Annotated in this window: 25 protein-coding genes; 13 read left to right on the forward strand and 12 right to left on the reverse strand. The window is 64.4% G+C overall.

Features of this window, described 5'->3' with window-relative positions; genetic code table 11:
- Positions 1-13: 13 nt before the first annotated feature.
- The 5 genes from F0A17_RS04060 to F0A17_RS04080 all read right to left on the reverse strand — a co-directional run bounded on the left by F0A17_RS04060 (position 14) and on the right by F0A17_RS04080 (position 5,475).
- A complete protein-coding gene (locus F0A17_RS04060; RefSeq protein ID WP_149327090.1) occupies positions 14-763 on the reverse strand; it encodes an electron transfer flavoprotein subunit beta/FixA family protein in 750 nt (249 codons plus the stop codon).
- A 152-nt stretch (positions 764-915) separates the two neighbouring features.
- Entirely contained in the window at positions 916-2,301 is a 1,386-nt protein-coding gene (locus F0A17_RS04065; protein WP_149327091.1) for a hypothetical protein, read from the reverse strand.
- The gene (locus tag F0A17_RS04070) at positions 2,301-2,726 is read right to left on the reverse strand and encodes a PaaI family thioesterase (protein WP_149327092.1); all 426 of its coding nucleotides are present in this window, start codon (positions 2,724-2,726) and stop codon (positions 2,301-2,303) included. Before F0A17_RS04070 ends, F0A17_RS04065 begins: the two co-directional genes overlap by 1 nt.
- Positions 2,723-4,324 (reverse strand): class I adenylate-forming enzyme family protein, encoded by a 1,602-nt coding sequence (locus tag F0A17_RS04075; RefSeq protein ID WP_149327093.1) that lies wholly within the window; start codon positions 4,322-4,324, stop codon positions 2,723-2,725. Before F0A17_RS04075 ends, F0A17_RS04070 begins: the two co-directional genes overlap by 4 nt.
- Positions 4,324-5,475 carry an acyl-CoA dehydrogenase family protein gene (locus F0A17_RS04080; RefSeq protein ID WP_149327094.1) on the reverse strand — a complete coding sequence of 384 codons (1,152 nt, stop codon included), beginning with the start codon at positions 5,473-5,475 and terminating at the stop codon, positions 4,324-4,326. The genes F0A17_RS04075 and F0A17_RS04080 overlap by 1 nt, the downstream gene beginning before the upstream one ends.
- A 223-nt stretch (positions 5,476-5,698) precedes the next feature.
- Between F0A17_RS04080 and F0A17_RS04085 the strand changes: the two genes are divergently transcribed.
- The 9 genes from F0A17_RS04085 to F0A17_RS04125 all read left to right on the forward strand — a co-directional run bounded on the left by F0A17_RS04085 (position 5,699) and on the right by F0A17_RS04125 (position 14,138).
- The gene (locus F0A17_RS04085; RefSeq protein ID WP_149327095.1) at positions 5,699-7,234 is read left to right on the forward strand and encodes a 3-hydroxyacyl-CoA dehydrogenase; all 1,536 of its coding nucleotides are present in this window, start codon (positions 5,699-5,701) and stop codon (positions 7,232-7,234) included.
- 20 nt (positions 7,235-7,254) lie between these two features.
- Entirely contained in the window at positions 7,255-8,463 is a 1,209-nt protein-coding gene (locus tag F0A17_RS04090) for a 3-oxoadipyl-CoA thiolase (protein ID WP_149327096.1), read from the forward strand.
- Positions 8,464-8,562: 99 nt separating this feature from the next.
- Entirely contained in the window at positions 8,563-9,375 is an 813-nt protein-coding gene (locus F0A17_RS04095; protein WP_149327097.1) for an IclR family transcriptional regulator, read from the forward strand.
- A gap of 109 nt (positions 9,376-9,484) precedes the next feature.
- Complete coding sequence (locus tag F0A17_RS04100) at positions 9,485-10,606, forward strand: MlaE family ABC transporter permease (protein ID WP_149327098.1); 1,122 nt, start codon at positions 9,485-9,487, stop codon at positions 10,604-10,606.
- On the forward strand, positions 10,603-11,409 hold the full coding sequence (locus F0A17_RS04105; RefSeq protein ID WP_187774624.1) for an ABC transporter ATP-binding protein: 807 nt from the start codon (positions 10,603-10,605) through the stop codon (positions 11,407-11,409). Before F0A17_RS04100 ends, F0A17_RS04105 begins: the two co-directional genes overlap by 4 nt.
- Entirely contained in the window at positions 11,409-12,347 is a 939-nt protein-coding gene (locus F0A17_RS04110) for an MlaD family protein (protein WP_149327099.1), read from the forward strand. The genes F0A17_RS04105 and F0A17_RS04110 overlap by 1 nt, the downstream gene beginning before the upstream one ends.
- 68 nt (positions 12,348-12,415) lie before the next feature.
- A complete protein-coding gene (locus F0A17_RS04115) occupies positions 12,416-12,970 on the forward strand; it encodes an ABC-type transport auxiliary lipoprotein family protein (RefSeq protein WP_223111498.1) in 555 nt (184 codons plus the stop codon).
- Between the two features lie 120 nt (positions 12,971-13,090).
- Entirely contained in the window at positions 13,091-13,777 is a 687-nt protein-coding gene (csiR, locus tag F0A17_RS04120) for a DNA-binding transcriptional regulator CsiR (protein WP_422670424.1), read from the forward strand.
- A gap of 139 nt (positions 13,778-13,916) precedes the next feature.
- Positions 13,917-14,138 carry a dehydroquinate synthase/iron-containing alcohol dehydrogenase family protein gene (locus tag F0A17_RS04125; protein WP_149327102.1) on the forward strand — a complete coding sequence of 74 codons (222 nt, stop codon included), beginning with the start codon at positions 13,917-13,919 and terminating at the stop codon, positions 14,136-14,138.
- A 19-nt stretch (positions 14,139-14,157) separates the two neighbouring features.
- On the opposite strand, the gene F0A17_RS04130 is transcribed toward F0A17_RS04125, so the two are convergent.
- From F0A17_RS04130 to F0A17_RS04140, 3 genes are read right to left on the reverse strand one after another with little or no spacing between them, the layout of a single operon-like run.
- Positions 14,158-15,102, reverse strand: coding sequence for a 5-oxoprolinase subunit C family protein (locus F0A17_RS04130; RefSeq protein ID WP_149327103.1), 945 nt, complete (start codon positions 15,100-15,102; stop codon positions 14,158-14,160).
- Positions 15,099-15,809, reverse strand: a complete 711-nt coding sequence (gene pxpB, locus F0A17_RS04135; RefSeq protein WP_228716802.1) for a 5-oxoprolinase subunit PxpB — start codon at positions 15,807-15,809, stop codon at positions 15,099-15,101. The genes F0A17_RS04130 and pxpB overlap by 4 nt, the downstream gene beginning before the upstream one ends.
- Entirely contained in the window at positions 15,806-16,558 is a 753-nt protein-coding gene (locus F0A17_RS04140; protein ID WP_149327104.1) for a 5-oxoprolinase subunit PxpA, read from the reverse strand. The genes pxpB and F0A17_RS04140 overlap by 4 nt, the downstream gene beginning before the upstream one ends.
- A gap of 210 nt (positions 16,559-16,768) precedes the next feature.
- Here F0A17_RS04140 and F0A17_RS04145 point away from each other — a divergent pair, with 210 nt between their 5' ends.
- The 4 genes from F0A17_RS04145 to F0A17_RS04160 all read left to right on the forward strand — a co-directional run bounded on the left by F0A17_RS04145 (position 16,769) and on the right by F0A17_RS04160 (position 20,203).
- On the forward strand, positions 16,769-17,206 hold the full coding sequence (locus tag F0A17_RS04145) for a VOC family protein (protein WP_149327105.1): 438 nt from the start codon (positions 16,769-16,771) through the stop codon (positions 17,204-17,206).
- Positions 17,207-17,252: 46 nt separating this feature from the next.
- The gene (locus F0A17_RS04150; RefSeq protein WP_149327106.1) at positions 17,253-18,236 is read left to right on the forward strand and encodes a TRAP transporter substrate-binding protein; all 984 of its coding nucleotides are present in this window, start codon (positions 17,253-17,255) and stop codon (positions 18,234-18,236) included.
- Between the two features lie 67 nt (positions 18,237-18,303).
- Entirely contained in the window at positions 18,304-18,867 is a 564-nt protein-coding gene (locus F0A17_RS04155; RefSeq protein ID WP_149327107.1) for a TRAP transporter small permease, read from the forward strand.
- 31 nt (positions 18,868-18,898) lie between these two features.
- Positions 18,899-20,203 (forward strand): TRAP transporter large permease, encoded by a 1,305-nt coding sequence (locus F0A17_RS04160; RefSeq protein ID WP_149327108.1) that lies wholly within the window; start codon positions 18,899-18,901, stop codon positions 20,201-20,203.
- Between the two features lie 17 nt (positions 20,204-20,220).
- Here F0A17_RS04160 and F0A17_RS04165 read toward each other — a convergent pair whose 3' ends face one another.
- The 4 genes from F0A17_RS04165 to F0A17_RS04180 are packed head-to-tail and all read right to left on the reverse strand — an operon-like array spanning position 20,221 to position 25,932.
- Positions 20,221-22,062, reverse strand: coding sequence for a protein kinase domain-containing protein (locus F0A17_RS04165; RefSeq protein ID WP_149327109.1), 1,842 nt, complete (start codon positions 22,060-22,062; stop codon positions 20,221-20,223).
- 8 nt (positions 22,063-22,070) lie between these two features.
- Entirely contained in the window at positions 22,071-23,699 is a 1,629-nt protein-coding gene (locus tag F0A17_RS04170) for a dihydrolipoyllysine-residue acetyltransferase (RefSeq protein WP_149327110.1), read from the reverse strand.
- A gap of 27 nt (positions 23,700-23,726) precedes the next feature.
- Positions 23,727-24,704, reverse strand: coding sequence for an alpha-ketoacid dehydrogenase subunit beta (locus F0A17_RS04175; protein WP_149327111.1), 978 nt, complete (start codon positions 24,702-24,704; stop codon positions 23,727-23,729).
- Position 24,705: 1 nt separating this feature from the next.
- Positions 24,706-25,932 carry a thiamine pyrophosphate-dependent dehydrogenase E1 component subunit alpha gene (locus F0A17_RS04180; RefSeq protein ID WP_149327112.1) on the reverse strand — a complete coding sequence of 409 codons (1,227 nt, stop codon included), beginning with the start codon at positions 25,930-25,932 and terminating at the stop codon, positions 24,706-24,708.
- Positions 25,933-26,064 lie beyond the last annotated feature (132 nt).

Here is a 26,064-nt window from a genome sequence, read left to right on the forward strand (position 1 = left end):
AGATCAGCTCCTGTTAAAGTACTTTGGCTTCGTTCTTGAGTTTGTCCACGAGCTCGTCGACGGAGCCCACCTTGATGCCGCCCTTGCGCTCGGCCGGTGATTCGACCTTGAGCAGCGTGAGCCGGCTGGCCACCTCGACGCCGAGGTCCGCCGGGCTCTTGACCTCGAGCGGCTTCTTCTTGGCCTTCATGATGTCGGGCAGCTTGGCATAGCGCGGCTCGTTGAGGCGCAGGTCGGTGGTGACGATGGCCGGCAGGGTCAGTTCGACGGTCTGCAGGCCGCCGTCGATCTCGCGCGTGACCTGGACCTTGTCCCCGTCCACCTGCACTTCAGAGGCGAAGGTGCCCTGGGGCAGGCCGGCGAGCGCGGCGAGCATCTGGCCGGTCTGGTTGTTGTCGGTGTCGATGGCCTGCTTGCCGAGGATGACCAGACCCGGCTGCTCGGCTTCCACCACCTTGGCCAGCAGCTTGGCTGCGGCCAGCGACTCGACGCGCTCTTCGGTCTCGACATGCACGGCACGATCGGCACCCAGCGCCAGCGCGGTGCGCAGCTGCTCCTGGGCGGCCTTGGGGCCGATGGTCACGGCGACGACCTCGGTGGCCACCCCGCGCTCCTTCAGCCGCACGGCCTCTTCCACGGCGATCTCGCAGAAGGGGTTCATGGCCATCTTGACGTTGGTGAGGTCGACGTCGGAGTGATCCGCCTTGACCCGGATCTTGACGTTGTAGTCGATGACGCGTTTAACCGCGACGAGGATTTTCATGAGTTCTCTCCCGGTTCACCCAACGACCTGTCGGCAGGTCGATACGTGTCTTGATGTTTCGCAACATTCATTTCGTATGGCGAAATATCATTTCATTTTATTTCACTACGATAGAAAAACCGCAGCGCCGGGGTCAAGCCTTGGCATGCTCTTCACCACGGTGAGAACAGGAACCAAGCGGACAACAGCGGGATACAGGCCAGCAGAAAGCGAGCATTCCAGCGATAACCGATGCGGGCCGAGGTCACGCCGGTGAAGCGCGACAGGATCAACATCGAAGCCGTCATCGGGGACGACATCAGCGCCAGTGCCCAGCCCACCATCAAGGAGGCTCCGGTCATGGCGGGCGTCAATTCATCAATGGGTAACGTGGGAAGCAACCCGACCAACAGCGTGACGATAACGATAGGATTGATCCCCACCTGGGCGAGCGCGACCACGCTCAGCATAGCCAACACGGCGTTCGCCGCTCCCAGAGGTTCCAATATCGTCATGAGCGGCCCCAGACTCTCCCCATCGATCAGGGCCACGCACAGGTGGCCCAGATACCCCGCCGCCCCCAGCACCACCACCTCGTTGGCACTGGGCGTCAACAGCCAGGGCAGTTGGCGCTGCAGGCTGGCAAATGCCGCGGGAATGCCCAGCGCGCCCAGGCGGCGGCGCTGCCAGGCCAACCAGGCCAGTGCGCCAAGCGGCGCACCGAGCAAAGCCGCAATGGGGAGGCGAACCTCTAGCGTCCAGGCGAGCAGGAAGACCAGCGAAACGATTGCCAACAGCAGCAGGCAAAACCGTCCGAGCGGTGCCAAGGAAGGCGTTGGCAGCGTTGCCTTGCGATCCACGGGATGCGGGCCGGTGAGATGGTCGACGCCCCACCCCACCAGGAAAATGACCAGTGCCGCCCCGATCACGTAAGGGGCCAGATCGAGCCAGCGCAACTGCGGCAGGTTAGAGAGCACCACTGCCACGCCGATGCCCATCGGCGAAATCAGCGGCGCCAGGGCGAAGCCGCGCAGCAGCGCGAGCATCATCCGCCGCTGCCGCGCCTGCCGGACCCAGGCACGCCCCTGGGCGGCCGTCAGCGTATTGCTCTTCTCGATCATCGCAGCGAACAGGTTGAGGACACCGATGTTGAGGATGATGCCGAACAATGCGGAGCCGATGGAAAGTATGGGATAGCGCCGCCCCGGGGGCTGCAGCAGCATGGCCTGGCCGCAACGACGCACGAGTCGTGAGCCGTAGGCCGGTAGGCGCAGCAGGCTCAATGCCACCACGAACGTGGCGAAGAACGCGAAGCGACCGGCCGCCTCGAACAGCAACCGGCCGGGAGCCTCGACGCGCCATAGCGCGGCCAGCGTGAACACGGCGGCCGCGACGAGAAGGCCGCGTGCCATTGGCATCAGCCTGCCACGCAGCGATAACAGATAGCCCGCCAGAGCCACCACACCGACACCCTGCAGGACGGTGCTGCCGAAGACGAGGTGACCCAGCGTGGTCAACATGACCAACGCCAGCAGGCCGGCGCGTTGCCGCGCCGTCATCACTCGGCCATGCCCTCCGGCGATTCGCTGCCGCTGCGCCGGCGGAACGCCCCTTCGGCGATGGCCAGCAGCCTATCCTGGGCGTCGGTGACCTCGCCGCTGGCCATGTAGACCTTGCGTCCGCCGCCGCGTACCCTGCCGGTGGCTCGCAGCACGCCGGCACCGGCAGGACTGACGAAAGTCGTCGTCAGGGACAGGGTCATGCCGCGGCGCACCCGCCCGGGAACCTCGCAGTAGAGCCCGGCGAGGCTCAGGGCGCTATCGAGCATCGAGGTCAGCACGCCGCCATGCACGATACCGCTGCGGTTGAGATGGCGTTCGTCCGCCACCAGTTCGACCACGGCGCTCCCCTCCGACCATTCCACGATGCGCATGCCGAGCAGTTCGAAATATCCCATCAGCGGCGGCTGTGTCACGTCGCTCATGCCGCGCCCCCCCGGCTGGCCAAGTCGCGCAGGCGGCCCTTGAGTATCTTGCCGCTGGCCGTGGCCGGCAGGGCATCCATCAGCACCAGCTGAGAGGGTCGCTTGTACGGAGCCAGACGTTCGGCGATGAAGGCCTTGAGTTCGCTCTCTTCGACCCTAGCATCAGGCTCGCACTGGATGAAGGCGACCACTTCTTCGTTCCCGTCCACTTGACGCCCCACCACCGCCGACAGGGTGACGTCCGGGTGTTCGTTGATCACCGCCTCGACGTCGGGCGGATAGATGTTGAAACCGGAGCGGATGATCAGCTCCTTGCTGCGCCCTACGATATAGAGCTGGTCGTTCTCATCGAAGCGGGCAATGTCCCCGGTGTTGAGCCAGCCGTCCTCGGTGAGACAGGCTCGCGTGGCAACCGGCTGGCGGAAGTACCCCTTCATCACGTTGGGGCCACGCACCCAGAGCTCACCGACGCCCTTGTGGTCCGGCTCGTCCTCACCGGCCTCGCCCAGCGGCTCGAGACGGTACTCCAGAAGCGGCAGTACTCTCCCTACGGTATTGTGATCGAAACGATCGTCGATACGGGTCTGGCTGATGGTCGGACTCGCCTCGGTAAGGCCATAGCCGTTATGCAGCGTCAGGCCGAAAAGTCCCTGCACGCGGCGCTTGAGATCGCCATCCAAGGGCGAGCCGCCGGCAGAGATATATCGCAGTTCCGGGGCAACGAGGGAACGCTCCTCGCGGCGCAGGAACTCCAGTGTGCGCGCGAACATGGCCGGCACGCCCTGAAGAACGGTGATGCGCTCACGTTCCAGTGCCTCCAGCATGGCCGCAGCATCGAAACGCGGCACGGTATAGAGGCAGGCACCGTTGTAGAGCGACCCCATGCACACCGATGACAGCCCGAATACGTGGGATATCGGCAGCACGCCGTAAACCCGCTCGCCCTCGCAGAGATGGCGCATGCCGCCCGAGAGGGTGGCGATGTAGAGAATGCCGCGGTGAGTCAGCATCACCCCCTTGGGGGTGCCGGTGGTGCCGGAGGTATAGATCATTGCCGCGACCTGCTCGGCGCCACGGGAAGCGATGGGCTCCGGTTCGACCTCGACCGGTGGCGAAAGCCTCATCGCGCCGAGCGAGGGATGCTCGTATCGCATGGCACCATGACGCTCCCCATGGGCTTCGGCATCGGGCGAGGCCTCGCTGGTATAGAAAACCCGTCGCGGCTGGCAGTTGTCGCGGATGGCATCGATCTCTTGGGCGGAGAGTCGGGAATTGACGATGGCCACCCAGACATCGCGTTCGCTGGCTGCCAACAGCAACACGACCAACGCCCGGCAATTCTCGCTGACGGTCATGATACGGTCACCGGGGCGAAGCTCCAGGGTATCGAGCCATGCCGCCGCGGCGTGAATCTCCCGCCCCAATTCGGCGTAACTCCAGCGGACCTCGCCGTCGACCAGCGCCGGACGGTTGCTCAAGCGATCGGCGTTCTCGAGCACGCGAGTGCTGAGGCGCTCGGGCAACTCGGCCACCAAGTCGCTCGCCAGGCGGCCGAATATCTCTTCGTCGGGCGCTCGGTGCGTCACCGAGAGGGGCATCAGGAAACCTCCCGCACCATGTTGCGCGCGATCACCAGTTGTTGGATTTGGGTCGTGCCTTCGTAGATGCGGAACAGGCGCACGTCGCGATAGAAACGCTCCACCGCATACTCGGCCATGTAGCCGGCACCGCCGTGGACCTGGACCGCGCGGTCGGCCACACGCCCCACCATCTCGGCACAGAATAGTTTGCAGCAGGAAGCCAGCGTCGACACGTTCTCCCCCGCATCCTTGCGCCGTGCGGCATCGAGTACCATGCTGCGGCCGGCGTAGGCCTCCGTCTTGCTGTCGGCGAGCATCGCCTGCACCAACTGGTGATCGGCCAACGGCACGCCGAATTGCTTGCGTTCGATGGCGTAGTTGAGCGACTCCTCGACCAGCCGCTCGGCCACGCCCACGCACACCGCCGAAATGTGCAGGCGGCCGCGATCCAGCACCTTCATCGCGGTTTTGAAGCCCTGCCCTTCCTGGCCGCCAATGATGTTCTCGGCCGGCACCCGACAATCCTCGAAGATGATGTCGCAGGTATGTGCCCCCTTCTGTCCCATCTTGTTGTCCGACGGCCCGCGCTTGAGCCCGGGGGTATCGCCTTCGACGATGAAAGCGGTGATGCCTCCAGCGCCCTTATGGTTAGGGTCGGTGCGCGCCATCACCGTGAAGACGTCGGCCTCCGGGCCGTTGGTAATGAAACGCTTGGTGCCGTTAAGCACATAATGGTCCCCGTCGCGCACCGCGGTGGTACGCAGGCTGGCGGCGTCGGAGCCGGAGTCCGGTTCGGTCAGGCAGAAGGAGCTGAGCAGCTCGCCGGTGGCCAGACGCGGCACGTACCTGGCCTTCTGCTCGGGCGTGCCGTCGATCAGAATGCCCTGGGCACCGATGCCGTTATTGGTGCCGAACACCGAACGAAACGCCGGCGATGTCTTGCCGATCTCCATCGCCACCAGCGCCTCCTCTTCCATGGTCAGCCCCAGGCCACCGTACTCTTCGGGAATCGACAGGCCGAAAAGCCCCATCTCCTTCATCTCCTGAAGCAGCTCGACCGGTACGGCATCCTCTTCCGCCAGCCGCGCCTCATTGGGAATCAGGCGCTCGCGCACGAAGCGGGAAATGGTATCGATAAGTTGATCGAGCAGTTCGGGATCTCGAATCATGGCGGTTCCTCACGGATGGTGGCGTCTGACCCTAATGCAAAGACGGGCCTTGAAATGACGGGCGCCATCTGCCCTTATTTCGCTTGGCAGAATGAAGGCCCGCATTTGGTTGTCAGGCACTGTTGCATAGCCTAGGATGGCAGTCAATAAACGAAACGCTATTTCGCTTTGCGAAACAAGAGCAAGATAAACCGTTATTCGCCCCCAGGAGGATTTCGCGCCCATGTCGACCGCTCCCTCTTCCCACCACGCTCCGCCCCCCTTTCGAACGCTGGGCATCGTCGGCACCGGCGCCATGGGACGTGGCATTGCCCAGATCGCCGCCCAGGCCGGTTTAACCGTCTACCTGCACGACCTTCGCGAAGGAGCCGTGGCCGAAGCAACGGCATTCATCACCGGCATGTGGTCGCGCGGCATACAGAAACAGCGACTCAGCGAAGCCGACGGTGAGCGCTATCGCACTAGACTCAAGGAGGCCGCGACCCTCGCCGACCTGTCCGAGTGCGATATCATCGTCGAAGCTATCATCGAAAAGCTCGACGCAAAGCAGGCTTTGTTCACCGAACTCGAGAAGATCGTCGACGACCAGACGGTGTTGGCCACCAATACCTCCTCGCTCTCGGTCACTGCCATCGCCTCGGCCTGCCGTCGCCCAGAGCGCATCATCGGCTTCCATTTCTTCAATCCCGTGCCATTGATGAAGATCGTCGAGGTGATCCCGGGGCTCCGTACCGATGGCGACACCGTCGATCGGGTCGAGGCACTGGGCCAGGCAATGGGCCACTTCACTGCCAGGACGACCGACACCCCCGGCTTCCTGGTCAATCATGCGGGGCGCGCCTTCGGCACCGAGGCACTGCGCATTCTCGGCGAGAGCGTCACCGACCACGCCACCGTCGATCGTATCCTGGTCGATCAGGGAGGCTTCCGTATGGGGCCGTTCGCGCTCCTTGATCTCACGGGTCTCGACGTATCTCATGCGGTGATGGAGTCGATCTATCACCAGTTCTACGAGGAGCCGCGCTTCCGTCCCTCCCCATTGACCCGCCAGCGGCTGACGGCCGGCTTGCTCGGCCGCAAGAGCGGCGAGGGGTTCTATCGTTATGTCGAAGGCAAACCGCAGCTGCCCGAGGAACCACCGCTGCCCGAGGCCGAGCCGCGCCCGGTATGGATCGGAGCCGAGGCGGCGGACGACCGGCAGCGGCTCGCCGAGCTGGTGCGCAGGGCGGGCTGGCCGCTGGAGAATGGCGACGCGCCCTCCTCGGAAGCACTATGCCTGCTGGCGCCGCTGGGAGAGGACGCTACCGCCTGCGCCCTTCGCCTGGGCCTTCCGGCCGAGCGTTGCGTGGCCGTTGACATGCTGGCCGGTCTCGACAAGCGCCGCAGCGTGATGACCACCCCGGCGACTCGCGACGAGATTCGTGACGCTGCAATGGCCTTGTTCGGCCACGGCGGTACGCCTGTCAGCGCCTTTCGAGACAGCAACGGCTTCGTGCTCCAGCGGGTCGTGGCATGCATCGTCAACGTGGGCAGTGAGATCGCCCAGCAGGGCGTGGCCGAGCCGCAGGTCATCGATCGTGCTGTGGAGTTGGGCCTGGGCTATCCCCGTGGCCCGCTGGCCATGGGCGACCATTACGGCAGTCGCAGGATCCTCGCCGTCCTCGACAACATGCTGGCCGCCACTGGCGATCCGCGCTACCGCGCGAGCCCATGGCTGCGCCGTCGCGCCACCCTCGGTCTGCCGCTGAATGCCGCTTGAGCCTTCTCCAGGAGATACCCATGCAAGACGCTTACCTCTATGACGGCCTACGCACCCCTTTCGGCCGCCACGGTGGCAGTCTCGCCGCGGTGCGCCCCGATGACCTGCTCGGCCATGTGCTCAGGGCTCTGGTCGCGCGTAACGCTTTTGTCATCGACGCCTATGAGGAGGTGCTGGCCGGCTGTACCAACCAGGCTGGCGAGGATTCACGCAACGTCGCTCGCCATGCCGGACTGGTCGCAGGCCTGCCGGTGCAAGTGGCCGGCCAGACCGTCAACCGCTTGTGTGGTAGTGGCCTGGCGGCGGTGATCGACGCCGCACGCGCCACGCGGCTTGGCGAGGGCGCGTTGTTCCTGGCCGGCGGCGTGGAGTCGATGTCTCGTGCGCCCTACGTGCTGGGCAAGGCCGAAACGCCCTTTGCCCGCAACCAGCCGCTGTTCGATACGGTCATCGGCTCGCGCTTTCCCAATCCCTGGATCGCCCGTGAGTACGGCAGCCATAGTATGCCCGAGACCGCCGACAACGTGGCCCACGACCTCGGTATCGGCCGCGATGCCAGCGACGTCTTCGCCGCCCGCTCACAGGCACGCTACGCCGAGGCCCAGGCTCGCGGGTTCTATGACGACGAACTGCTCGCCGTCGAGGTACCTCAGGGACGCAAGCAGCCGCCGTTGACGGTAACGCGCGACGAGCATCCGCGACCGGGCACCGACGTCGACAAGCTGGCGCAACTCGGCCCGCTGTTCGAGGGCGGCGTGGTCACCGCGGGCAACGCCTCCGGGCTCAACGACGGTGCTGCCGCCCTGATCGTCGGCAGCCGTGCCGCAGGCGAACGTGCCGGCATCTCCCCTCGGGCGCGCATCGTGGCCAGTGCCGTGGCCGGCGTACCGCCCCGCGTGATGGGGCTGGGCCCGGTGCCTGCCAGTCGCAAGGCACTGGAACGTGCCGGGCTCAGTCTGGAACAGATGGACGTGATCGAGGTCAACGAGGCCTTCGCCGTCCAGGTGCTGGGCTGCCTCCAGCAGCTCGGGCTCGATGCCGATGACAGCCGACTCAATGCCAATGGCGGCGCCATTGCCATCGGTCACCCTCTCGGTGCCTCCGGCGCTCGCCTGGCGTTGACGGCGCTGCGCCAGTTGGAGGCCAGCGGTGGCCGCTACGCCCTGGTGACCATGTGCATCGGCGTCGGCCAGGGCATCGCCTGCATTCTCGAGCGCTTCGATGCCTAGCGCGACATCATCGCCATCGCCCCTAGCCACGCCTGACGGACCCGGCGGGGGCGATATGCAATACTTCTCCCGCAACGCTCTCGCCACAGGGAATCAACGATGAACAAGCCTGCTCCCCTGGAAGACAACCCGGCATCGCCCGCCAAGGATCGCAACTTCGTCACCGCCCTGGCGCGCGGGTTGGAGCTGCTGCGCGCCTTCGGCACCGGCGAGGAGTACCTGGGCAACGCCGAACTCTCCAGTCGCACCGGAATTCCACGGCCCACGGTATCGCGGCTGACCTATACACTGACGCAGCTCGGTTATCTGCGCCATAATACCCGGCTGGAGAAGTACCGCCTGGGTCCCGGCATTCTGGCACTGGGCTACCGCTTCCTCGCCAACCAGGGCATCCGCGAGATCGCCCGGCCTTTCATGCAGCAATTTGCCGAGGCTACCGACTGCAACGTCAGCCTGGGCGCGGCGGACAAGACCTCGATGGTCTACCTCGAGAGCTGCCATGGCAGCGGCCCGCTCATTCTCCGTCTCGATGTCGGCTCCCGACTGCCCATGGCGACGACGGCCATTGGTCGCGCCTGGCTCTGTGGACTTGGCGAAGCACGCCGGGAAGCGATGCTAGAGGCATTGGCAGAAGCGCATGGCGACGAATGGCCGCCGCTGGAAGCGGGCATACGCCGCAGCCAGGAGGACTACGCACGCTACGGTTTCTGCCTCTCGGAAGGCGACTGGCAATCACAGATCAGCGCCGTCGCCACGCCGCTGATCCTTGAGGATGGCGCCGAGGTGATGGCGATCAATTGCGGCGGTGCCTCGCATCGCCTGAGCCATGAGATCATGGTCGAGAACCTGGGGCCGCGGCTCAAGGACGTGGCCAAGCGTATTCTCGGCGAACTGCAGCACGGCGAACGCTGACCCGTAGCAGGGCATATCCTCACGGTTCGCTGTCGTCTCACGGCATATGCCGATATAGTGATGTCCTGAACGCCACGGTGGTCATTTCAGGAGAGAGGGACGATACGCGATGCCTGACACCGCCTCGCGTCCCGGCATGCTGGAGCAGGAGGCTCATCGTCTGCGTGCCGTCGGTGACTGGACGCTGCCCCACTATGCGCGCCTGAGAAGCGACGTGATTCGCGTACACGAGGCGCGAACGATCGACCTCGAACGACTCGGTGACCTGGACACGGCCGGCGCGGCATTGTTGGTCGACCTGCTGGGGCCGGACACCACTCGCGAAATCGCCGAAGCCTCGCACCGCCTGACGCGAGAGCGCCGAGCCATGCTGATCGCGGTGGCCGATGCCATGCGCGTCTCCCTTCTCCCCCCTCCCACGCCGCGCACGACACCGCTGACCGCTCTGGCCGGGTTGGGGCTGGCTGTCGAGCGGCTTGGCCGCCAACAGCTCACACTGCTGGGATTCATCGGGCTCACCTTGAGCCGCTTGCTGGGCAACCTGCTGCGTCCTTGGCGCTGGCGCTTCACCTCACTGGTGGCGCACATGCAGCAAACGGGGCTCAACGCCATCCCCATCGTCGCCCTGCTCACGTTCCTCGTAGGCGCGGTGGTCGCCTTTCTGGGAGCCACGGTACTGCGCGACTTTGGTGCCACCGTCTATACCGTCAACCTCGTGGCCTATTCGTTTCTTCGCGAGTTCGGTGTGTTGCTCGCCGCCATCCTGCTGGCCGGCCGTACGGCCAGCGCCTTCACCGCCCAGATCGGCTCGATGAAGGCGAACGAGGAACTCGATGCCCTGCGCGCTCAAGGGCTCGACCCCATGGAAATGCTGGTGCTACCCAGAGTCCTCGCGATGATGATCAGCTTGCCGATCCTGGCCCTGATCGGCATGCTCAGCGGCATGTTCGGCGGTGCCCTGGTCTGTTCACTGGCCCTGGATATCCCCATCACGCAGTTTCTCACCATTCTCCAGCGCGACATTCCCCTACGCCATTTTCTGGTGGGCCTGGGCAAGGCGCCGCTGTTCGCCTTCGTCATTGCCGTGATCGGCTGTCTCGAAGGCATGAAGGCGGGCGCCAGCGCACAATCCGTGGGCGAACACACCACCTCGAGCGTCGTGCAATCGATCTTCATGGTGATCCTGTTCGACGCCTTGGCCGCCTTGTTCTTCCTGGAGATGGGCTGGTGACCGACGCAAGCAATGCCATCATCGAGGTCCGCGCACTGACCAATCGCTTTGGCGATTTCGTGGTGCACGAGGAGCTTGACCTGGACATTCGGCGTGGCGAGATCCTCGGTGTGGTGGGCGGATCGGGCACCGGCAAGTCGGTTCTATTGCGCAGCATCGTCGGACTCAAGCGCCCGGATGGCGGCACCGTTCGCGTCTTCGGTGAAGATCTACAGCGTCTAACGCCGGCTCATCGAACGCGTCTGGAGCGCCGCTTCGGCGTACTGTTCCAGCGCGGTGCGCTGTTTACCTCTTTAAACCTGCAGGAAAATGTCGCCTTGCCGTTGATAGAGCATGTCGGCTTGTCCCGCCCCGACGCCGAGCGCATCGCCCGGGTCAAACTGGCCCTGACGGGGCTGCCGCCGTCGTCCGCCGGATTGCGCCCCGACGCGCTCTCCGGCGGCATGGTCAAGCGTGCCGCGCTCGCCCGGGCCCTGGCGCTTGATCCCGAGGTGCTGTTTCTCGATGAGCCTACCGCCGGCCTCGACCCGATTGGCGCGGCGGCCTTCGATCGGCTGCTGACGACGCTGCGGGACGCCTTGGGCTTCAGTGTCTTCCTGGTGACGCATGATCTCGATACGCTCTATTCATGCTGTGACCGGGTCGCCGTGATCGCCGATCGACGTGTGCTGGCCGCCGATACGCTCGAGGTCGTGGCATCCATCGATGACCCTTGGGTGCGCGACTATTTTCACGGCCCCCGAGGCCGGGCTGCCGCCGACGCGGCACGCCCTCGCATGGGCCCATCCAGGGAGGAGCGGTGATGGAGACACGTGCGCATCATGTCGTGATAGGGCTGTTCGTCGTACTGGCCGTCATTGGCGGGGCGCTGTTCGCCCTGTGGCTGAACCAGAGCACGCGGGAAGAGGCCTACACGCACTACGAAGTGTTGTTTCACCGCAGTGTCAGCGGCCTGTCGGAGGGCAACGCCGTGGAATACAGCGGCGTACGCGTAGGCGAAGTGATCGACGTGAATCTCGACCCCAACGATCCGCGCGACGTGATCGCCCGGATCCAGGTGCAGAGCCATGTTCCCATCCGCCACGACACGCGCGCCCGCCTGGCCCTCGCCAATATTACCGGCAGCATGACGATCCAGTTGCATGGCGGCTCTCCCGACAGCCCCCTGCTGGTAGCGCAGGACGAGACGCCTCCGCGCATCGTTGCCGACCCGTCGCCTCTCAGCGCCATGCTCAACGACAGCGAGGAACTGCTCGCTAGCGTCAATCGCGTGCTGTCTCGCCTCGAAAGCTTGCTATCGGAGGAAAACGTAGAGAGCGTCGAGCGGATCCTGGCCAACGTGGAGCGCACCACCGCCAATCTTGCCACTCTGGCTGACGCTCCTGGACGGCTGACGGATCGCATGGGCGATATCTCACGGGAAGCCATGCGCGCCTTCGCCGAGTTGCGCACCCTGGCCGACCGCACCGGCGGCATGCTGGAAGGACATGCCGAAGAGGCGCTGCTCGACGCCCGCGAGACCACCGCCAGCCTGGCGCGTACGGCGCGGCAGATCGAGCGCCTGCTCGAAGATAACCAGGGGGCACTCGAAAGCGGCTTGCGCGGGGTGCAGGGGCTCGGCCCCGTCACGCTGGAGTTGCGCAATACCCTGTCCGCTCTCGACAGGCTGGTTCGCCGTATCGAGGAGAACCCCACCGACTTCCTGCTGGGCCGCGATCGTGTCGAGGAATTCAGCCCATGAAAGCGAACCGTCGAGGCGGGCGCTCATGCGCGCTCGCGATCGCTCTCTTGGTCGGGGGCTGCGGAATAATGCCGCCGGAACGCACCCCGGTAACGCTCTACGAACTCCCGGCCGGTTCACTGGCGCCATCCGCACCGCAGACGGTAGCGCCCATCGATACCCTTCTGCGTCTGGCGACGCCCGAGGCCAGCGGCCTGCTCGACGGCGCGCGCATCGTGGTCATGCCCAGGCCTCACCAACCCCAGACCTATCGCGGGGCCCGCTGGGCCGATGCCCTGCCGCGACTGATTCGCGACCGCCTGCTCGATGCCTTCCACGACGACGGCCGCATTCCTCGGCTCATTCACGACGATGGCGCCTTATCGGCGGACGTGGCACTGCACAGCGATCTCAGGACATTTCGCAGCGAGTACCGTGACGATGTCCCCGAAGCGATCGTTCGCCTCGACGTCAGGCTGATCGAGGTCCGCTCGCAGCGGCTGCTGGCCAGCCATCGCTTCGTCCAGCGTCAACGGGCCTCGAGCGAGGCGATCGACGACGTCGTCGGCGCGTTTGGCCTGGCAATGGACAGGCTCTCCCGCGAATTGGTCGACTGGACGGCGACGGCTCTGGACAAGCGCTGAAGGCACCGTACGCAGCCCCACGATGAACGCCGACATTCGATATTCATGTCGCTTGATTATCGATAACGGTAACGTTTGGGTATCATGCTCGGCAAAAGCAAGGAAAATGCGACAATGACGATGGATAGCCCGCCTCGCCAGAACCTGGGCATCAGCGCCTACAGTTGGCTCAAGCGCGACATCATTCGCGGCGTTTTCCAGCCGGGTGAAAAGCTGCTGATGAGCCGGTTGAAGGAACGCTATGAACTGGGCATCGGCCCGCTGCGCGAAGCCCTGTCCCAGCTCGTCGCGGAACGGCTGGTGGTGGCCATCAGCCAGCGCGGCTATCGCGTCGCGCCCATGTCGCTGGCCGAGCTCGCCGACCTCTATGATGCCCGCGCCCAGTTGGAGGCCCTGATGCTCAAGCTGGCCATCGAGCGTGGCGACGATGGCTGGGAGGCCGATATCCTGGCCAAGGCCCATACGTTATCCAAGGTCATGGAGGTCAATAGCCCCGATGAGCTGCTCGATATCTGGGACACCCGCCATAAGGCCTTCCATACCGCCATCGCCAGTGGCTGCCGTTCGCCCCACCTGCTCCAGGTGCGACAAGGCTTGTTCGACCAAGTGGAGCGCTATCGCCACCTATGGTTGCGCGAGACGGTCTTCTCCGAGGAGGCGCTTGAACGCAAGCGCCAGGAACATGCCGCCCTGGTCGAGGTGATCCTTGCCCGTCAGGCCGAGCATGCCGCCGATATGATGCGCGAGCACCTGATGACGCCGGTACCGATCATCACCGAAGTGATGACCCGTCGCGGATTGGCCTGATGCACCGTCATGGGCTCGTCATCTGTGCGAGGCACAATCGCAGGTGACAGAAGCCAACCGTCGCCTTATGTTGGAAGGCACCACAACACGACCATGGCCGCGTACGGCAGGCTGCCGTCAGGGGCCGAGAGAGGGCGTCATGCCACACCTGCTGCGTTTTTCCCGTGACATCGAAACCCGCCTTCAGCGCCTCGCCCAGCGGACCGGCCTTCCCAAGGGCGAGCTCATCGAGCGCTGCCTTGCCGTGGGCATGAGCGATCTGGAAACCCAACTGCTGCTCGAGGACGCCTCCAGCGCCTCTTTCGTGGTAGAGCCGCCGGCACTCGATCAAGTGCTAAGGGAGAGTGGTCTGGGTGCCTGACACCGAGCCCTGCCTCTTTTCAGCAAAACGACGCCAGACAACGCCGATGTGTCTCGAGGGCATGCGCGCGGGATGTCGCCTCCAGTCGCACCACCTGTCCCGGCAGGCACTGGGCAAGCCGCGCAGCGGCGAAGGGCGTCAACGCCCCGAGGCGCGGATAGCCGCCAATGGTCTGGCGATCGCTCATCAGCACGATCGGCTGACCATCGGGCGGCACCTGGACCGCCCCCAACGGTATACCCTCAGACACCATGCTTCCCAATTGACACTGCAACGTGGGCCCCACCAGTCGAACGCCCATGCGGTCGGCGCGGTCGTCGACACGCCAGGGTGCGTTGAAGGCCCGGTAAAGACTCGGGCCGGAGAAATGGCCGATCTGCGCACCTGGCACCAGCGCGAGCCGATCGCCCCACAAGGTATCGCTCGCGCCCGCGCTGGGCGGTAGTCGCCGTACGGTATCGGCACTGCCTCGCCAGCTAAGGCGATCGCCCGCCTGCAAGGGCCTGCCGTCGCCGGCATGGCCACCGAGCCGCTCACGCGGCGTGGCGCTGCGGCTCCCCAACACCTCGGGAATGTCGATGCCGCCGGGAACCGCCAAGTAGGCACGCAACCCGTTGCGCGGTTGACGAAAAACGAGACGCTGGCCGGCCTTGACGCGAAAACCGCCCCCCGGTTCGAGCGGTTCGCCGTCGAGTTCGGCGCAAAGATCCGCGCCGGCCAGGGCCAGTGTGGTGTCGCTCTCGGCCTCCAGGGTGAGCCCTCCCCCGATCACGATCTCCAGCGCCGCGCTGTTCAGCGTGTTGCCCAATAGCCAATTGGCCCAGCGGAGCGACACCCAGTCGGCAGCGCCGCTCTGGGTCACTCCCAGGTGACGGACGCCGAAGCGGCCGCCATCCTCGACCAGCGCCAGGGGGCCGGCCTGAACGACACGCAGGCTGGCAACTTGCGCTGTCGCTTCCTTCATCGGGCTTCCTCCAGCGACGTGGTATCGCCGCCCTGCCGCACGAACTCGTCGCGAGGGATCGACACGAAGCGAACGCGATCACCGGGACGCAACAGCGGCTCGCCCCGGCGGGCATGCTCGAACAATGGCACTGCGGTACGTCCGAGTATGTTCCAGCCACCCGGTGAGAGCAGCGGGTAGATGGCGGTCTGCCGATCGGCGATGCCGACGCTGCCAGCAGGCACGCGTCGGCGGGGCGTGGTCAGGCGCGGCGTGGCCAACGCTTCCTCAACCAGCCCCATGAAGCCGTAGCCAGGCGCGAAGCCAAGCGCAAAGACATGGTAGTCGCGAGCGCAGTGCTGCCGCACGACCTCCCCAACGGTGGTTCCGGCACGCTCGGCGATGCGGCTCAGTTCCGGGCCGACGCTCGGATCGTACCAGACGGGGATCTCATGCCGCTCGCCAAGTTCCGTACCGGCTGGTTCCAGCCGATCCAGCGCTCGCTCGATACGCTCCCGGGCCTGCCCGTGTTCCAGCCTCAGGCAGTCGTAATGCAGCATCAACGTGGTGTAGGACGGCACCAGGTCGATCAGATCCCCGCCAAAAGCCTCGCGCAGTCCCCGCTCGGCGGCCAGCAGCCATGGCATGTTGCCTTCGTCGATGGTATCGAACAGTCGGACCATGAACACATCCATGGCCGTGAGTTCGATACGGAACCGTCCCTTCACGTCGTCTCCAGCGCCTGGAAGGCCTCGCGTATGGCGCGGACGGCGGCAATCGACTCGGGGTTGTCGCCATGCACGCAGAGAGTGTCGCAGGGCAGCTCCAGTTCGGTCCCTTCCGCCGATCGCAGCGGCTCCCCCCTGGCCAGGCGTACCGCCTGCTCGACGATGACCGCCTGGTCGTGGTGCACGGCTCCCGGCAAACGGCGGGAAACGAGATGACCCTTGGCGTCGTAGGCCCGGTCGGCGAAGGTTTCGAACCAGACCGTGACGCCCATCTCGGCAGCCAGACGACGACTCGGCTCGGGATCGGCCGTTGCCATCAGCATCAACGGCAGGTTCGCATCGAAAGCCTGGACCGCGCGCATCACCGCGCGCAGCAACTCGGGGTCTCGGGCCATGTCGTTGTACAGGGCGCCATGAGGCTTCACGTAGCGAATGGCGGTGCCCTCCGCCTGGCAGATGCCGGAAAGAGCACCGACCTGATACAGCACCATGTCCTCGACCTCAGCAGGAGAGCAGGCCATGGAGCGGCGGCCGAACCCCATCAGGTCGGGATAGGCGGGGTGGGCTCCGATCCGCACGCCATGCCGGCTCGCCAGCGCCACCGTGCGGCGCATCACATGGGGATCGGAGGCGTGGTAACCACACGCGATGTTGGCACAATCGACGTAAGGCATGACGTCGTCATCCATGCCCAGCGACCAGTTGCCGAAGCTCTCGCCCATGTCGCAGTTGAGCAGGGGAACGGCCATGGCGCCTCCTTTACCAGCTTGTTGACGTTTGTTTTTACGGCTTTTCACTATATGAAGCAGCTCTGCGCGTGCCAATCACTTTTCGCGATAACCGGCGCCATCGCCAGCTATCATATTGTTATGAGTGGAAAAACGGTTGACGCCGGCTGGTGCGGCGATTATCACTAACAGAACAGCGCAAGCACATAACGCCAATTGACGGAGTCCTCCATGACCGTGAAAGATCCCTTCCATCTGGCCGTACAGGTTCGTGACATCGACGAGGCGCGCCGCTTCTACGGCGATTTCCTGGGCTGCCCCGAGGGCCGCTCGTCGGACAGCTGGGTCGATTTCAACTTGTATGGGCATCAATTCGTCTGTCACTTGAATCCCGCCCTCAAAGACAATGCCGTTTCCAGCCACAAGAACCCGGTCGATGGCCATGGCGTGCCGGTGCCCCACTTCGGCGTCGTGCTGGACATGGCCGCGTGGGAAGCACTGGCCCAGAAATTGCGCGACCATGGTGTCGAATTCGAAATCGAGCCTTACATCCGCTTCAAGGGCGAACCGGGCGAACAGGCAACCATGTTCTTCTACGATCCATCCGGTAACGCCCTGGAGTTCAAGGCATTCAGGAATCGCGAAGAACAGCTGTTCAAAAAGGCGTAAACGGCTAAAGCTACCATACAACAAGACCAACAAGAGAGACGAGATCATGCAAAAGGCGCTTTCCTGCCCCCTGCTGCTGGCCGCCGCCTGCGGCCTCACCGCCACCGCCCAGGCCGCCGAGTGGACCATGGCCACCCCCTATGGCGATGCCAGTTTCCACACCCAGAACGTCAAGCAGTTCGCCGAGGACGTGGCCGAGGCCACCGACGGCGAACTGACCATCAACGTACACAGCGGCGGCTCGCTGGTCGCTCACGGCGAGATCAAATCTTCGGTACGCCGTGGCACCATCGAGGCGGGTGAAGTCTTCCTGTCGGTGCTCTCAAACGACGATCCGATCTTCGAGGTCGATACCCTGCCGGGCGTTGCCGGCAGTTATGACGAAGCGTATACGCTGTGGGAGACCACGCGTCCGGTTATCGAGGAGCTGTTCGCCAACCAAGGGCTCAAGCCCTTGTACGCGGTGGCCTGGCCGGCTCAGGGCATCTATACCGATTTCGAGCTGACCGATCCGGAGCAGTTCGAGGGCCTGCGCGTCCGTGCGCCGAACATCAACACCCAGCGCTTCGTCGACTACCTCGGCGGCAATCCGACCGAAACCGAGGAATCCGACATTCCCACCGCCTTCAGCACCGGTCGGGTCGATGCCATGATCACCTCGAGCTCGACCGGCAATTCAATGACCGCGTGGGACTACGTCTCGCACTATACCGACGCCAACCTGTGGTTGCCGAAGAATATCGTGTTCGTCAACCAGCGCGCCTTCGACCGCCTCGACGAGACCACTCAGGAGGCGCTGGTGGAGGCGGCGGCACGCGCCGAAGAGCGCGGCTGGCAGAGGAGCCGCGAGGACAACGAGGCCAGCCTCGAAGCACTGCAGGAAAACGGCATTACCGTGTCGAAGCCCAACGACGCGGTGGCGGCAGCGCTGCAGGAAGCCGGTGATCAGTTGTTTGCCGACTGGCAGGAACGCGCCGACGAGGATGCCAAGCAGGTGCTCGAGGAGTACCGCGAAGCGCGCGGCAACTGAGCCATGTCCGCGATGCGCGGCGGGCATCTGCCGCGCATCGCCTCTACCGCTCGTCGCGAGGGCACCCATGATCTACAAGTTTCACTTTCTCTACCGCCTGGGCGCTTGGGGCGCCGCGACCTGCATGGTATTGATTTGCGCGCTGGTGGCATTGCAGGTTACCTTCCGTCTGGTCGATGCCCTGCTATCGCTGATGGGCTTCGCTCGCCTTGGGCTGAGCGTCACCGGATTGTCCGAGATCGCCGCCTACCTGCTGGTCGGGGCGGCCTTCCTGGGTCTTGCCTACACCTTTGTGCATCATGCGCACATTCGCGTCACGCTGCTGATCTCCCGTCTGCCGTCGGCGGCGCGCGCCTGGTTCGAGGTCTTCTGCCTGCTGGTGGCGCTCATCATCAGCTTGCTACTCGGCTATGGACTGGTCGAACTCGCCCGCGAAAGTCGCGACTTCAACGACGTCTCCTCGGGCTTCCTGTCGTTTCCCCTATGGATCCCCCAGACCGTATTGGCCACCGGTGTCGGCCTGCTGTGCCTGGCGCTGCTGGAAACGCTGGCGGCGACGCTGCGCATCGCCATTCGAGAGCCCGGCCGCTTTCGCGAAGCGACGGCAACCGATGACAACGAGATGCCATGAGGCGCTTCTTGCTCATACGGAGTAGACCCACGTGTTGATATTGAGTCTGGCCACCATCGCCACGCTGGCGATCCTGCTCGGCAGCGGGGTATGGATCGCCTTCGCATTGATGGGTACCGCCTGGATTGCCCTGGCCTTTTTCAGCTCCTTCGACCCGGGCCCGATTCTGGCTTCCGATTTCTGGGGCGCCAGCTATGGCTGGGATCTGACCGCCCTGCCCATGTTCATCTGGATGGGCGAAATTCTGTTTCGCTCCGGCCTTGCGGATAATATGTTCCGCGGCCTCTCGCCGTGGCTCAATCGCGTGCCCGGCCGACTGCTGCACACCAACATCGTCGGCAGCGGCATGTTCGCCGCGGTATGCGGTTCTTCGGCCGCCACCTGCGCCACGGTGGGCAAGATGACCCTGCCGGAGCTCGAACGACGCGGGTACGACGCCAACATGGCCATCGGCACCCTGGCCAGCGCCGCCACCCTGGGGCTGCTGATTCCCCCTTCGATCGTACTGATCGTGTATGGCGTGGTGACCGAACAGTCGATCTCGCGCCTGTTCATGGCGGGAATCGGTCCGGGCCTGATGATCCTGGCGCTGTTTATGGGCTACCTGATCGTCTGGTCGCTGGTCAGCGGCGACCGTCGCGGCCTCACCGGGCGAGACGAGTCCGACCTGCCGCTGGCGCAGAAGTTGCGCCAGACGCTGGAACTCATTCCGATTCTGCTGCTGATCGGCGGTATCATTGCGTCGATCTACGGCGGGCTGGCTTCTCCCACCGAGGCGGCCGCGGTCGGCGTGGTGCTGTCGATGCTGATCGCCCGCTGGAACGGCAGCTTCAATGCCGCCATCTTCCGGGATTCGCTGTTCGCCGCCGTGCGCACCGCCTGCATGATCGCCTTCATCATCGCCGCGGCCTCGTTTCTGACCTCGGCCATGGGCTTCACCCAGGTACCGATGCAATTGGCCCGTGCCATCGGTGAAATGGGCTTGTCGCCCACCATGCTGCTGGTCGCCCTTACCTTGATGCTGCTGATCATGGGCTGCTTCCTCGACGGGATCTCGCTGATCCTGCTGGTGACGGCCATCATCATGCCACTGGTGAGCGCCGCCGGCTTCGATCTCATCTGGTTCGGCATCTACTTGGTCATCGTGGTGGAGATGTCGCAGATCACGCCGCCGGTAGGTTTCAATCTGTTCGTGATCCAGGGCCTGACGGGTAAGGATATTGTCACCATCACCAAGGCCACGCTGCCCTTCTTCCTGTTGATGCTGGTTGCGATCGCGCTAATGCACCTGTTCCCGGAAATCGCCCTCTACCTACCGCAGACCATGACCCGTTGAAACGACGACGCCCGAGGCTAGCCTCGGGCGTCGTCATGCCGGCGTTCTTCCCTCGGATTGCGCGGGTAGTAGCGCTCGGGCTGGCGTTCGACATGGGCGAAGAAACGCGTGTCCTTGTAGGGCATCTTCATGAAGCCCGACACGCCGAGCCCTTCGATCAACCCGACGGCATCGAGAATGTCCTCGAGACGACGGCGGAATTCCGCTTCCCGTGACGGATCGAGCAGGCGGTAGTAGCTGTGGATCTTGAGGTGCTGCGGCAACGCCTCGAAGATGATCATGCCGGTGTGGTGGATTTCGTTGAGCGCCTCCAGCGAGGTGATGATCGGTTCCGGCAGGACCAGGAACTCCTCGGGGTCGGGTCCGTCCTCGAAGTAGCTGTGCAGACGGCTGCGATCCTCCAGTTCGGGTACCGCGCTGACCTCGTAGCGCAGCCGCATGCCGGGTTCGATGACGAAGGGGTGCGTCGGACTCTCGCGATCCAGGTGCAGCGTATCGCGGGCGTTGAACAGACAGCTCTTGAAGATGCCCTGGCGATAGATGGCCCGCGCCAGGTTGACCATGTTGTTGACGGCGGCGACGAAGGCCGGGCGCAAGCGCGAAACGTGCAGGTTCAGCGACGTGTCGATATAGACACCGTCGGCTTCCCAACGCACCGCAAGCCCCCCCACCACTGGGTATCTGCCCAGGCGGCTCACCGCGGCCAAGAAGGCCTTCTCGGTCTCGCCCATGCCCTGCATGAAGTTCTTGTAATAGCGGTCGAGCTGCACGTCGTTGACGTCGTTGAGCGTCTCGCGTCCGCCCTCTTCGCGCAAAAAGGCCTTGCGCGAGCTGTAGACCACCGTATCGATCTCGCGCGGCGAAGGCCTCACCCAGGTAGGCACCAGCGCGGTTTCCGGCGTTTCCGGCAGGTCGAGCATCACTACCCGGGCCAGCCGCGGCATTTCGCGGATGAAGTGATCGCCGGCGCGCATCCGCACCCCCGGGTCGGGATCGAGCATGCCGTCGAGCATGCGGGCGAACTCCATGGGCAGGCCCAACGACGTCGCCGGAATCGCGCGATGGCCGAAGCGGCACGACTGCGCCGAGGCCAGCGCATACAGGGTCCCGGCCGCCCCCTGCTCGTCGAAGCGAGGCGACGACAACGCGCCGTTGAGTTGCTCTTCACCGATAAAATAGACGTCGCCAAGTCGAGCGTTGGTCTGCTGCAGGTTGTCCGACATCAGTTCCATCACGTTGGCTGACACGAATTGCCGGTTGGCATCGAGCTGGGCGAACACCGAGGAGCCCCAGTCGATCAGCGCCACCGCTTCGCGACCGGCATCAAAGACCAGGTTCGACGGCTTGATGTCGCCATGCACGATGGGGCGCCCCGCCGGCCCCGACTCACGCCGCAGGCTGCGCAGAATATCGGCGAGCTGATCGGCGATGCGTACCACCAGGCGCGGCGACAAGCGACCCTCGCGCAGCGAGACCTCTTCCAGGTTGATGCCCGGCGCGCGTTGCATCACCAGGATCGACTGGTTGCGCACGCGCTGGAAGGCGATCAATCGGGGGACACGGGAGTGCTCGACCTGCTCCAGCATGAACGCCTCCTCCTCGAGGCGATCCTGCAGTTGCTGGGGCAGGTTGACCCGGGTGAACTTGAAGACGTACTCCTCGTCGTGGCCGGCGATGCCGGCAAAGACGAAGCCGTAAGCGCCCTTGCCGATCAGTTCGATGTTCCGGTAGCCCAGTTGCTCGAGCTGGGCCTGACACAGCGCCACCCACTCCTTGAGCTTGCGCGCGTCGTCGTGGCTAAGCAGGTAGATCGACTGCTCTTCCGGGATGTAAAACTGCTGTAGCGTCACCTGGGACATGACCGGCCTCAGCCTAGGTGAAGAAGCATGGTCTCCGGCGCTTCGAGATATCCCTTCCAGGCATTGCAGAAGCGGGCAATGGTGCCGCCGTCGATCACCCGATGGTCGCCCGCCCAAGTGGCGGTCATGATCGCGCGCCGCGTCACCTCACCGCGTTCGTCGAAGCGCGGCAGCCATTGGCTCTTGCCAATGGCGACGATGGCCAGCTCCGGGGCATTGATGATAGGCGCCGCATAGGTTCCGCCAAACGCGCCGATATTGGAGATGCTGATGGTGCCTCCCTTGAGGTCCTCCTGCGCCACCCTTCCGTCGCGGGCGTCAGCGGTGAGACGTTGTATCTCACGAGCCACGTCGAGCAGCGAGCGTCGTTCCACACGTTTAACGTTGGGCACGATCAGGCCCGACTGGCTGTCCACCGCCATGCCGATGTTGACCGAGGGCAGGTAGTGAATCTCGGTCACCTCGGGATTGAGCCGGGCGTTGAGGATCGGGTAGTCCCGGATCGCCAATGCCAGCGCTTTCATGAAGAACGGCATCAGGGTCAGGCGGGTCTGCTGCGCCTCCGCTACGGGCTTCAACCGCTCACGCAGTGCCAACAGCTCGGTGACATCGATTTCCTCGCCATATTGGAAGTGCGGAACGGTGCTGGCCGACTCGACCATGCGTCGCGCCATTACCGCGCGCACACCGCGAATCGGTTCGACACGCACCTCGCCCTCGGCTTGAGCCGGGATCATGGTTGTCGATTGCAAAGCTTCCCGGGCTGGCTGCGCTTCGTTCTGCTCGAGCCGATCGTCTTCTAGGTAGCGCAGCACGTCTTCCTTGAGCACGCGCCCCTCCTTTCCGGAACCGGGTATCGCCTCGAGCGAAAGCCCGTGCTCGCGTACCAGGCGACGCACCGCCGGACTCGCCGGGATGCGCCCGTAGGGGCCACGGCCGCCGGAGGCAACCGGCGACATGGCCGGTGCGTCGCTGCGTGTCTCCCTGCGCGAGGTCGCACTGCTCGCGGGGGCGGCATCGGTCGCGTCGACATGGTCCGGCACATAGGCGAACAGCGGCGCATGCACCTTGGCGATCTCTCCCTTGGGCACGTAGAGATGACTCACCGTGCCCGCCTCGGGGGCCGTGATCTCGACCATCGCCTTGTCAGTCATGACATCGACCAGCGGTTGATCCTCCTCGACATGTTCGCCCTCGGCCACGCGCCACTCCACCACCTCGCATTCGACGATGCCTTCGCCGATATCGGGCAGGATGAAGTCACGGGGGGCGCCGCCGGCGGAAAACACCAAACCGCCGGACTCAAGCCCGGGGGTGGGCGCCTCCTCGACCGGGCTCGCCACCTCGTCTTCCGGCCGCGCTACGGGGCGCGGCGGTTCTGGCACCCCGCTCTGGCCACTAGCCTCCGCCTCGTAGGCAAACAACGGCGCATGCACCTTGGCGATCTCGCCCTTGGGCACGTAGAGCCTGGTGACGCGCCCCGCCTCGGGAGCGGTAATCTCGACCAGCGCCTTGTCGGTCATTACCTCGACCACCGGCTGGTCTTCTTCGATGACGTCGCCCTCGCCGACGCGCCACTCCACAATTTCGCATTCCACGATACCTTCGCCGATATCGGGCAGCATAAAGTCGCTCATCGTTGTCTCCTGTCCTGATATCGGGCGTCAGAACGCCACGGATGCCTTGATCGCTTCGAAGATCTTGAGGTGATCGGGCAGATACTCCTTCTCCAATGTCAGCGGGAAAGGCGTATCCAGGCCCGTCACCCTTTCGATCGGCGACTCCAGGTACAGGAAGCAGCGCTCCTGGATGACAGCGGCAATTTCGCCGGCGAAGCCACCGGTGCGCGGCGCCTCGTGGGTAATTACCAGGCGGCCGGTCTTGAGCACCGACTCGGCCACAGTGTCCTCGTCCCAGGGCAGGATGGTGCGCAGGTCGATCACCTCGCAGGAGATGCCCTCCTTCTCGGCCAGCTCCACGGCGCGGTCGATCACCTCCATCTGCGCGCCCCAGCCCAACACGGTGATATCGCTGCCCTCCTTGGTTACCTCGGCCTCGCCGATGGGCAACTGAAAATCCTCCTCGGGCACCTCGCCGACCGAGGCACGATAGAGCCGCTTGGGTTCGAAGAAGACCACCGGATCCGGGTCGCGGATGGCCGAGAGCAGAAGCCCCTTCGCCTGATAGGGGTTGCGCGGCATCACGACCTTGAGTCCAGGCGTGTGCGCGAAGTAGGCCTCGGGCGACTGGGAGTGGTAGTGACCGCCGGAGATACCGCCACCGTACGGCGCTCGTATCGTCAGCCCACCGACATTGAACAGATCGCCGGAGCGATAGCGGAACTTGGCCGTTTCGTTGACGATCTGGTCGAAGGCCGGAAAAATGTAGTCGGCGAACTGGATCTCGGCCACCGGCACCGAGCCTTGGGCCGCCAGGCCGTTGGCGAAACCGATGATGCCCTGCTCCACCAGCGGCGTATTGAAGCAGCGATCACGGCCGTACTTTTCCTGCAGATGACTGGTGGCGCGGAACACACCGCCGAACACACCGACATCCTCACCGAAGCAGAGCACCTTCTCGTCCTCTGCCATGGCGATGTCGAGGGCGTTGTTGATCGCCTGAAGCATATTCATCTTGGGCATCTCAGGCTCCCCCCCGCACTTCGCCGGCCTTGGTATCGGTGGTGGCGATGCTGACGTCGGGGTCGAGCGACCTCGCCCCCCTGGGGTAGGCATCCGGGTGCTTGCGGATATGCGTCTTGAGCGCATCGAGCTGACGCTGCAATGCCGGTGTGACGTCGGCGTAGACGTCGGTCACCAGGCTGTCCAGGGGAGGCGGCGGGCGCTTCTCGGCGCGCTTCATGGTTTCGAGCACCTCGCGACGCAAGCTCTCCTGCAGGCTCTTTTCCTGCTCCTCGCTCCACCAGTCTCGATCGGTCATCCAGCGCTGCATCCGCAGGATGGGATCTTTTTCGCGCCAGGCTTCCTCCTCCTTGCGCGAGCGATAGCCCGAGGGATCGTCCGAAGATGAGTGGGCCGCGAGTCGATAGGTCATCGCCTCGATCAGGACAGGCTGGTTCATCTCCACCGCGATCTTGCGTGCTTCCTGGGTGGCCCGATAAACGGCGAGCACGTCGTTGCCGTCGACGCGAATGACATGCATGCGATACCCGAAGGCGCGCGGTGCAATGCCGTCGGCGGCGAACTGCTCACTGGCTGGCGTGGAGATCGCATAACCGTTGTTGCGACAGAAGAAGATCACCGGCACCTTATGCACCGAGGCCATGTTCAAAGCGGCATGGAAATCGCCCTCAGAGGCCGCGCCCTCGCCAAAGAAGGTGATGGTGCAATGTCCTTCGCCGGCCAGCTTCTGGCCGTAGGCATAGCCGGTGGCTTGGGGGATCTGAGTCGCCAGCGGCGAGGAGATGGTCATGTAGTGCAGCTTGCGCGACCCGTAGTGGATCGGCATCTGACGCCCCTTGCCGTAATCGAGCTCATTACCGAACAGCTGGTTCATGAACTCGTCGTAACTGAAGCCGCGATAGACCAGCGCCCCCTGCTCCCGATACTGCGCCATGATCATATCGGCATCGTCGAGAGCCGCGGTCGCGCCGATCACGGCGGCCTCTTCGCCGGTGCACTGCATGTAGAAGGAGAGCCGCCCCTGGCGCTGTGCCGCCATCATGCGCTCGTCGAGCACGCGCGTGACGAGCATGGCGCGATAGATCCTGAGCGCCTTCTCCCTTTCGAGTGCCGGTGCCTCGGCGCCCTCGAACAGGGTGCCGTCCTGCTGCAGTAGCCGGAACGTGGGAATCTGGAACTCATCGCCGGTCATGAACGCCGGCGCATGGACGTCGTATGTTGTTGTCATCTTCCTGGTCCTTGGGTAGTGGCAGGAGGAAACCGCCCCTTGTGAGGGCAGTGTTGTCTCTAATGTAGCCGGCCGCCAGAGGGTCACTCCAGCGACCCGCCAACGTTGGAGCAGTTGACGTTAACGTAAGAT

It is taken from the genome of Billgrantia pellis (assembly GCF_008297955.1).
GTDB lineage: Bacteria > Pseudomonadota > Gammaproteobacteria > Pseudomonadales > Halomonadaceae > Halomonas > Halomonas pellis.

Bases quoted from the DNA above. Each gene is read 5' to 3' on its own strand.
- csiR (WP_422670424.1), top strand. From the start codon at position 13,091: ATGGATAGCCCGCCTCGCCAGAACCTGGGCATCAGCGCCTACAGTTGG.
- F0A17_RS04110 (WP_149327099.1), top strand. From the start codon at position 11,409: ATGGAGACACGTGCGCATCATGTCGTGATAGGGCTGTTCGTCGTACTG.
- F0A17_RS04175 (WP_149327111.1), bottom strand. From the start codon at position 24,704: ATGCCCAAGATGAATATGCTTCAGGCGATCAACAACGCCCTCGACATC.
- F0A17_RS04075 (WP_149327093.1), bottom strand. From the start codon at position 4,324: ATGCCCCTCTCGGTGACGCACCGAGCGCCCGACGAAGAGATATTCGGC.
- F0A17_RS04060 (WP_149327090.1), bottom strand. From the start codon at position 763: ATGAAAATCCTCGTCGCGGTTAAACGCGTCATCGACTACAACGTCAAG.
- F0A17_RS04065 (WP_149327091.1), bottom strand. From the start codon at position 2,301: ATGACGGCGCGGCAACGCGCCGGCCTGCTGGCGTTGGTCATGTTGACC.
- F0A17_RS04170 (WP_149327110.1), bottom strand. From the start codon at position 23,699: ATGAGCGACTTTATGCTGCCCGATATCGGCGAAGGTATCGTGGAATGC.
- F0A17_RS04140 (WP_149327104.1), bottom strand. From the start codon at position 16,558: ATGGCCGTTCCCCTGCTCAACTGCGACATGGGCGAGAGCTTCGGCAAC.
- F0A17_RS04080 (WP_149327094.1), bottom strand. From the start codon at position 5,475: ATGATTCGAGATCCCGAACTGCTCGATCAACTTATCGATACCATTTCC.
- F0A17_RS04165 (WP_149327109.1), bottom strand. From the start codon at position 22,062: ATGTCCCAGGTGACGCTACAGCAGTTTTACATCCCGGAAGAGCAGTCG.
- F0A17_RS04115 (WP_223111498.1), top strand. From the start codon at position 12,416: ATGCCGCCGGAACGCACCCCGGTAACGCTCTACGAACTCCCGGCCGGT.
- F0A17_RS04145 (WP_149327105.1), top strand. From the start codon at position 16,769: ATGACCGTGAAAGATCCCTTCCATCTGGCCGTACAGGTTCGTGACATC.
- F0A17_RS04150 (WP_149327106.1), top strand. From the start codon at position 17,253: ATGCAAAAGGCGCTTTCCTGCCCCCTGCTGCTGGCCGCCGCCTGCGGC.
- F0A17_RS04090 (WP_149327096.1), top strand. From the start codon at position 7,255: ATGCAAGACGCTTACCTCTATGACGGCCTACGCACCCCTTTCGGCCGC.
- F0A17_RS04180 (WP_149327112.1), bottom strand. From the start codon at position 25,932: ATGACAACAACATACGACGTCCATGCGCCGGCGTTCATGACCGGCGAT.
- F0A17_RS04085 (WP_149327095.1), top strand. From the start codon at position 5,699: ATGTCGACCGCTCCCTCTTCCCACCACGCTCCGCCCCCCTTTCGAACG.
- F0A17_RS04155 (WP_149327107.1), top strand. From the start codon at position 18,304: ATGATCTACAAGTTTCACTTTCTCTACCGCCTGGGCGCTTGGGGCGCC.
- F0A17_RS04125 (WP_149327102.1), top strand. From the start codon at position 13,917: ATGCCACACCTGCTGCGTTTTTCCCGTGACATCGAAACCCGCCTTCAG.
- F0A17_RS04130 (WP_149327103.1), bottom strand. From the start codon at position 15,102: ATGAAGGAAGCGACAGCGCAAGTTGCCAGCCTGCGTGTCGTTCAGGCC.
- F0A17_RS04070 (WP_149327092.1), bottom strand. From the start codon at position 2,726: ATGAGCGACGTGACACAGCCGCCGCTGATGGGATATTTCGAACTGCTC.
- F0A17_RS04095 (WP_149327097.1), top strand. From the start codon at position 8,563: ATGAACAAGCCTGCTCCCCTGGAAGACAACCCGGCATCGCCCGCCAAG.
- F0A17_RS04100 (WP_149327098.1), top strand. From the start codon at position 9,485: ATGCCTGACACCGCCTCGCGTCCCGGCATGCTGGAGCAGGAGGCTCAT.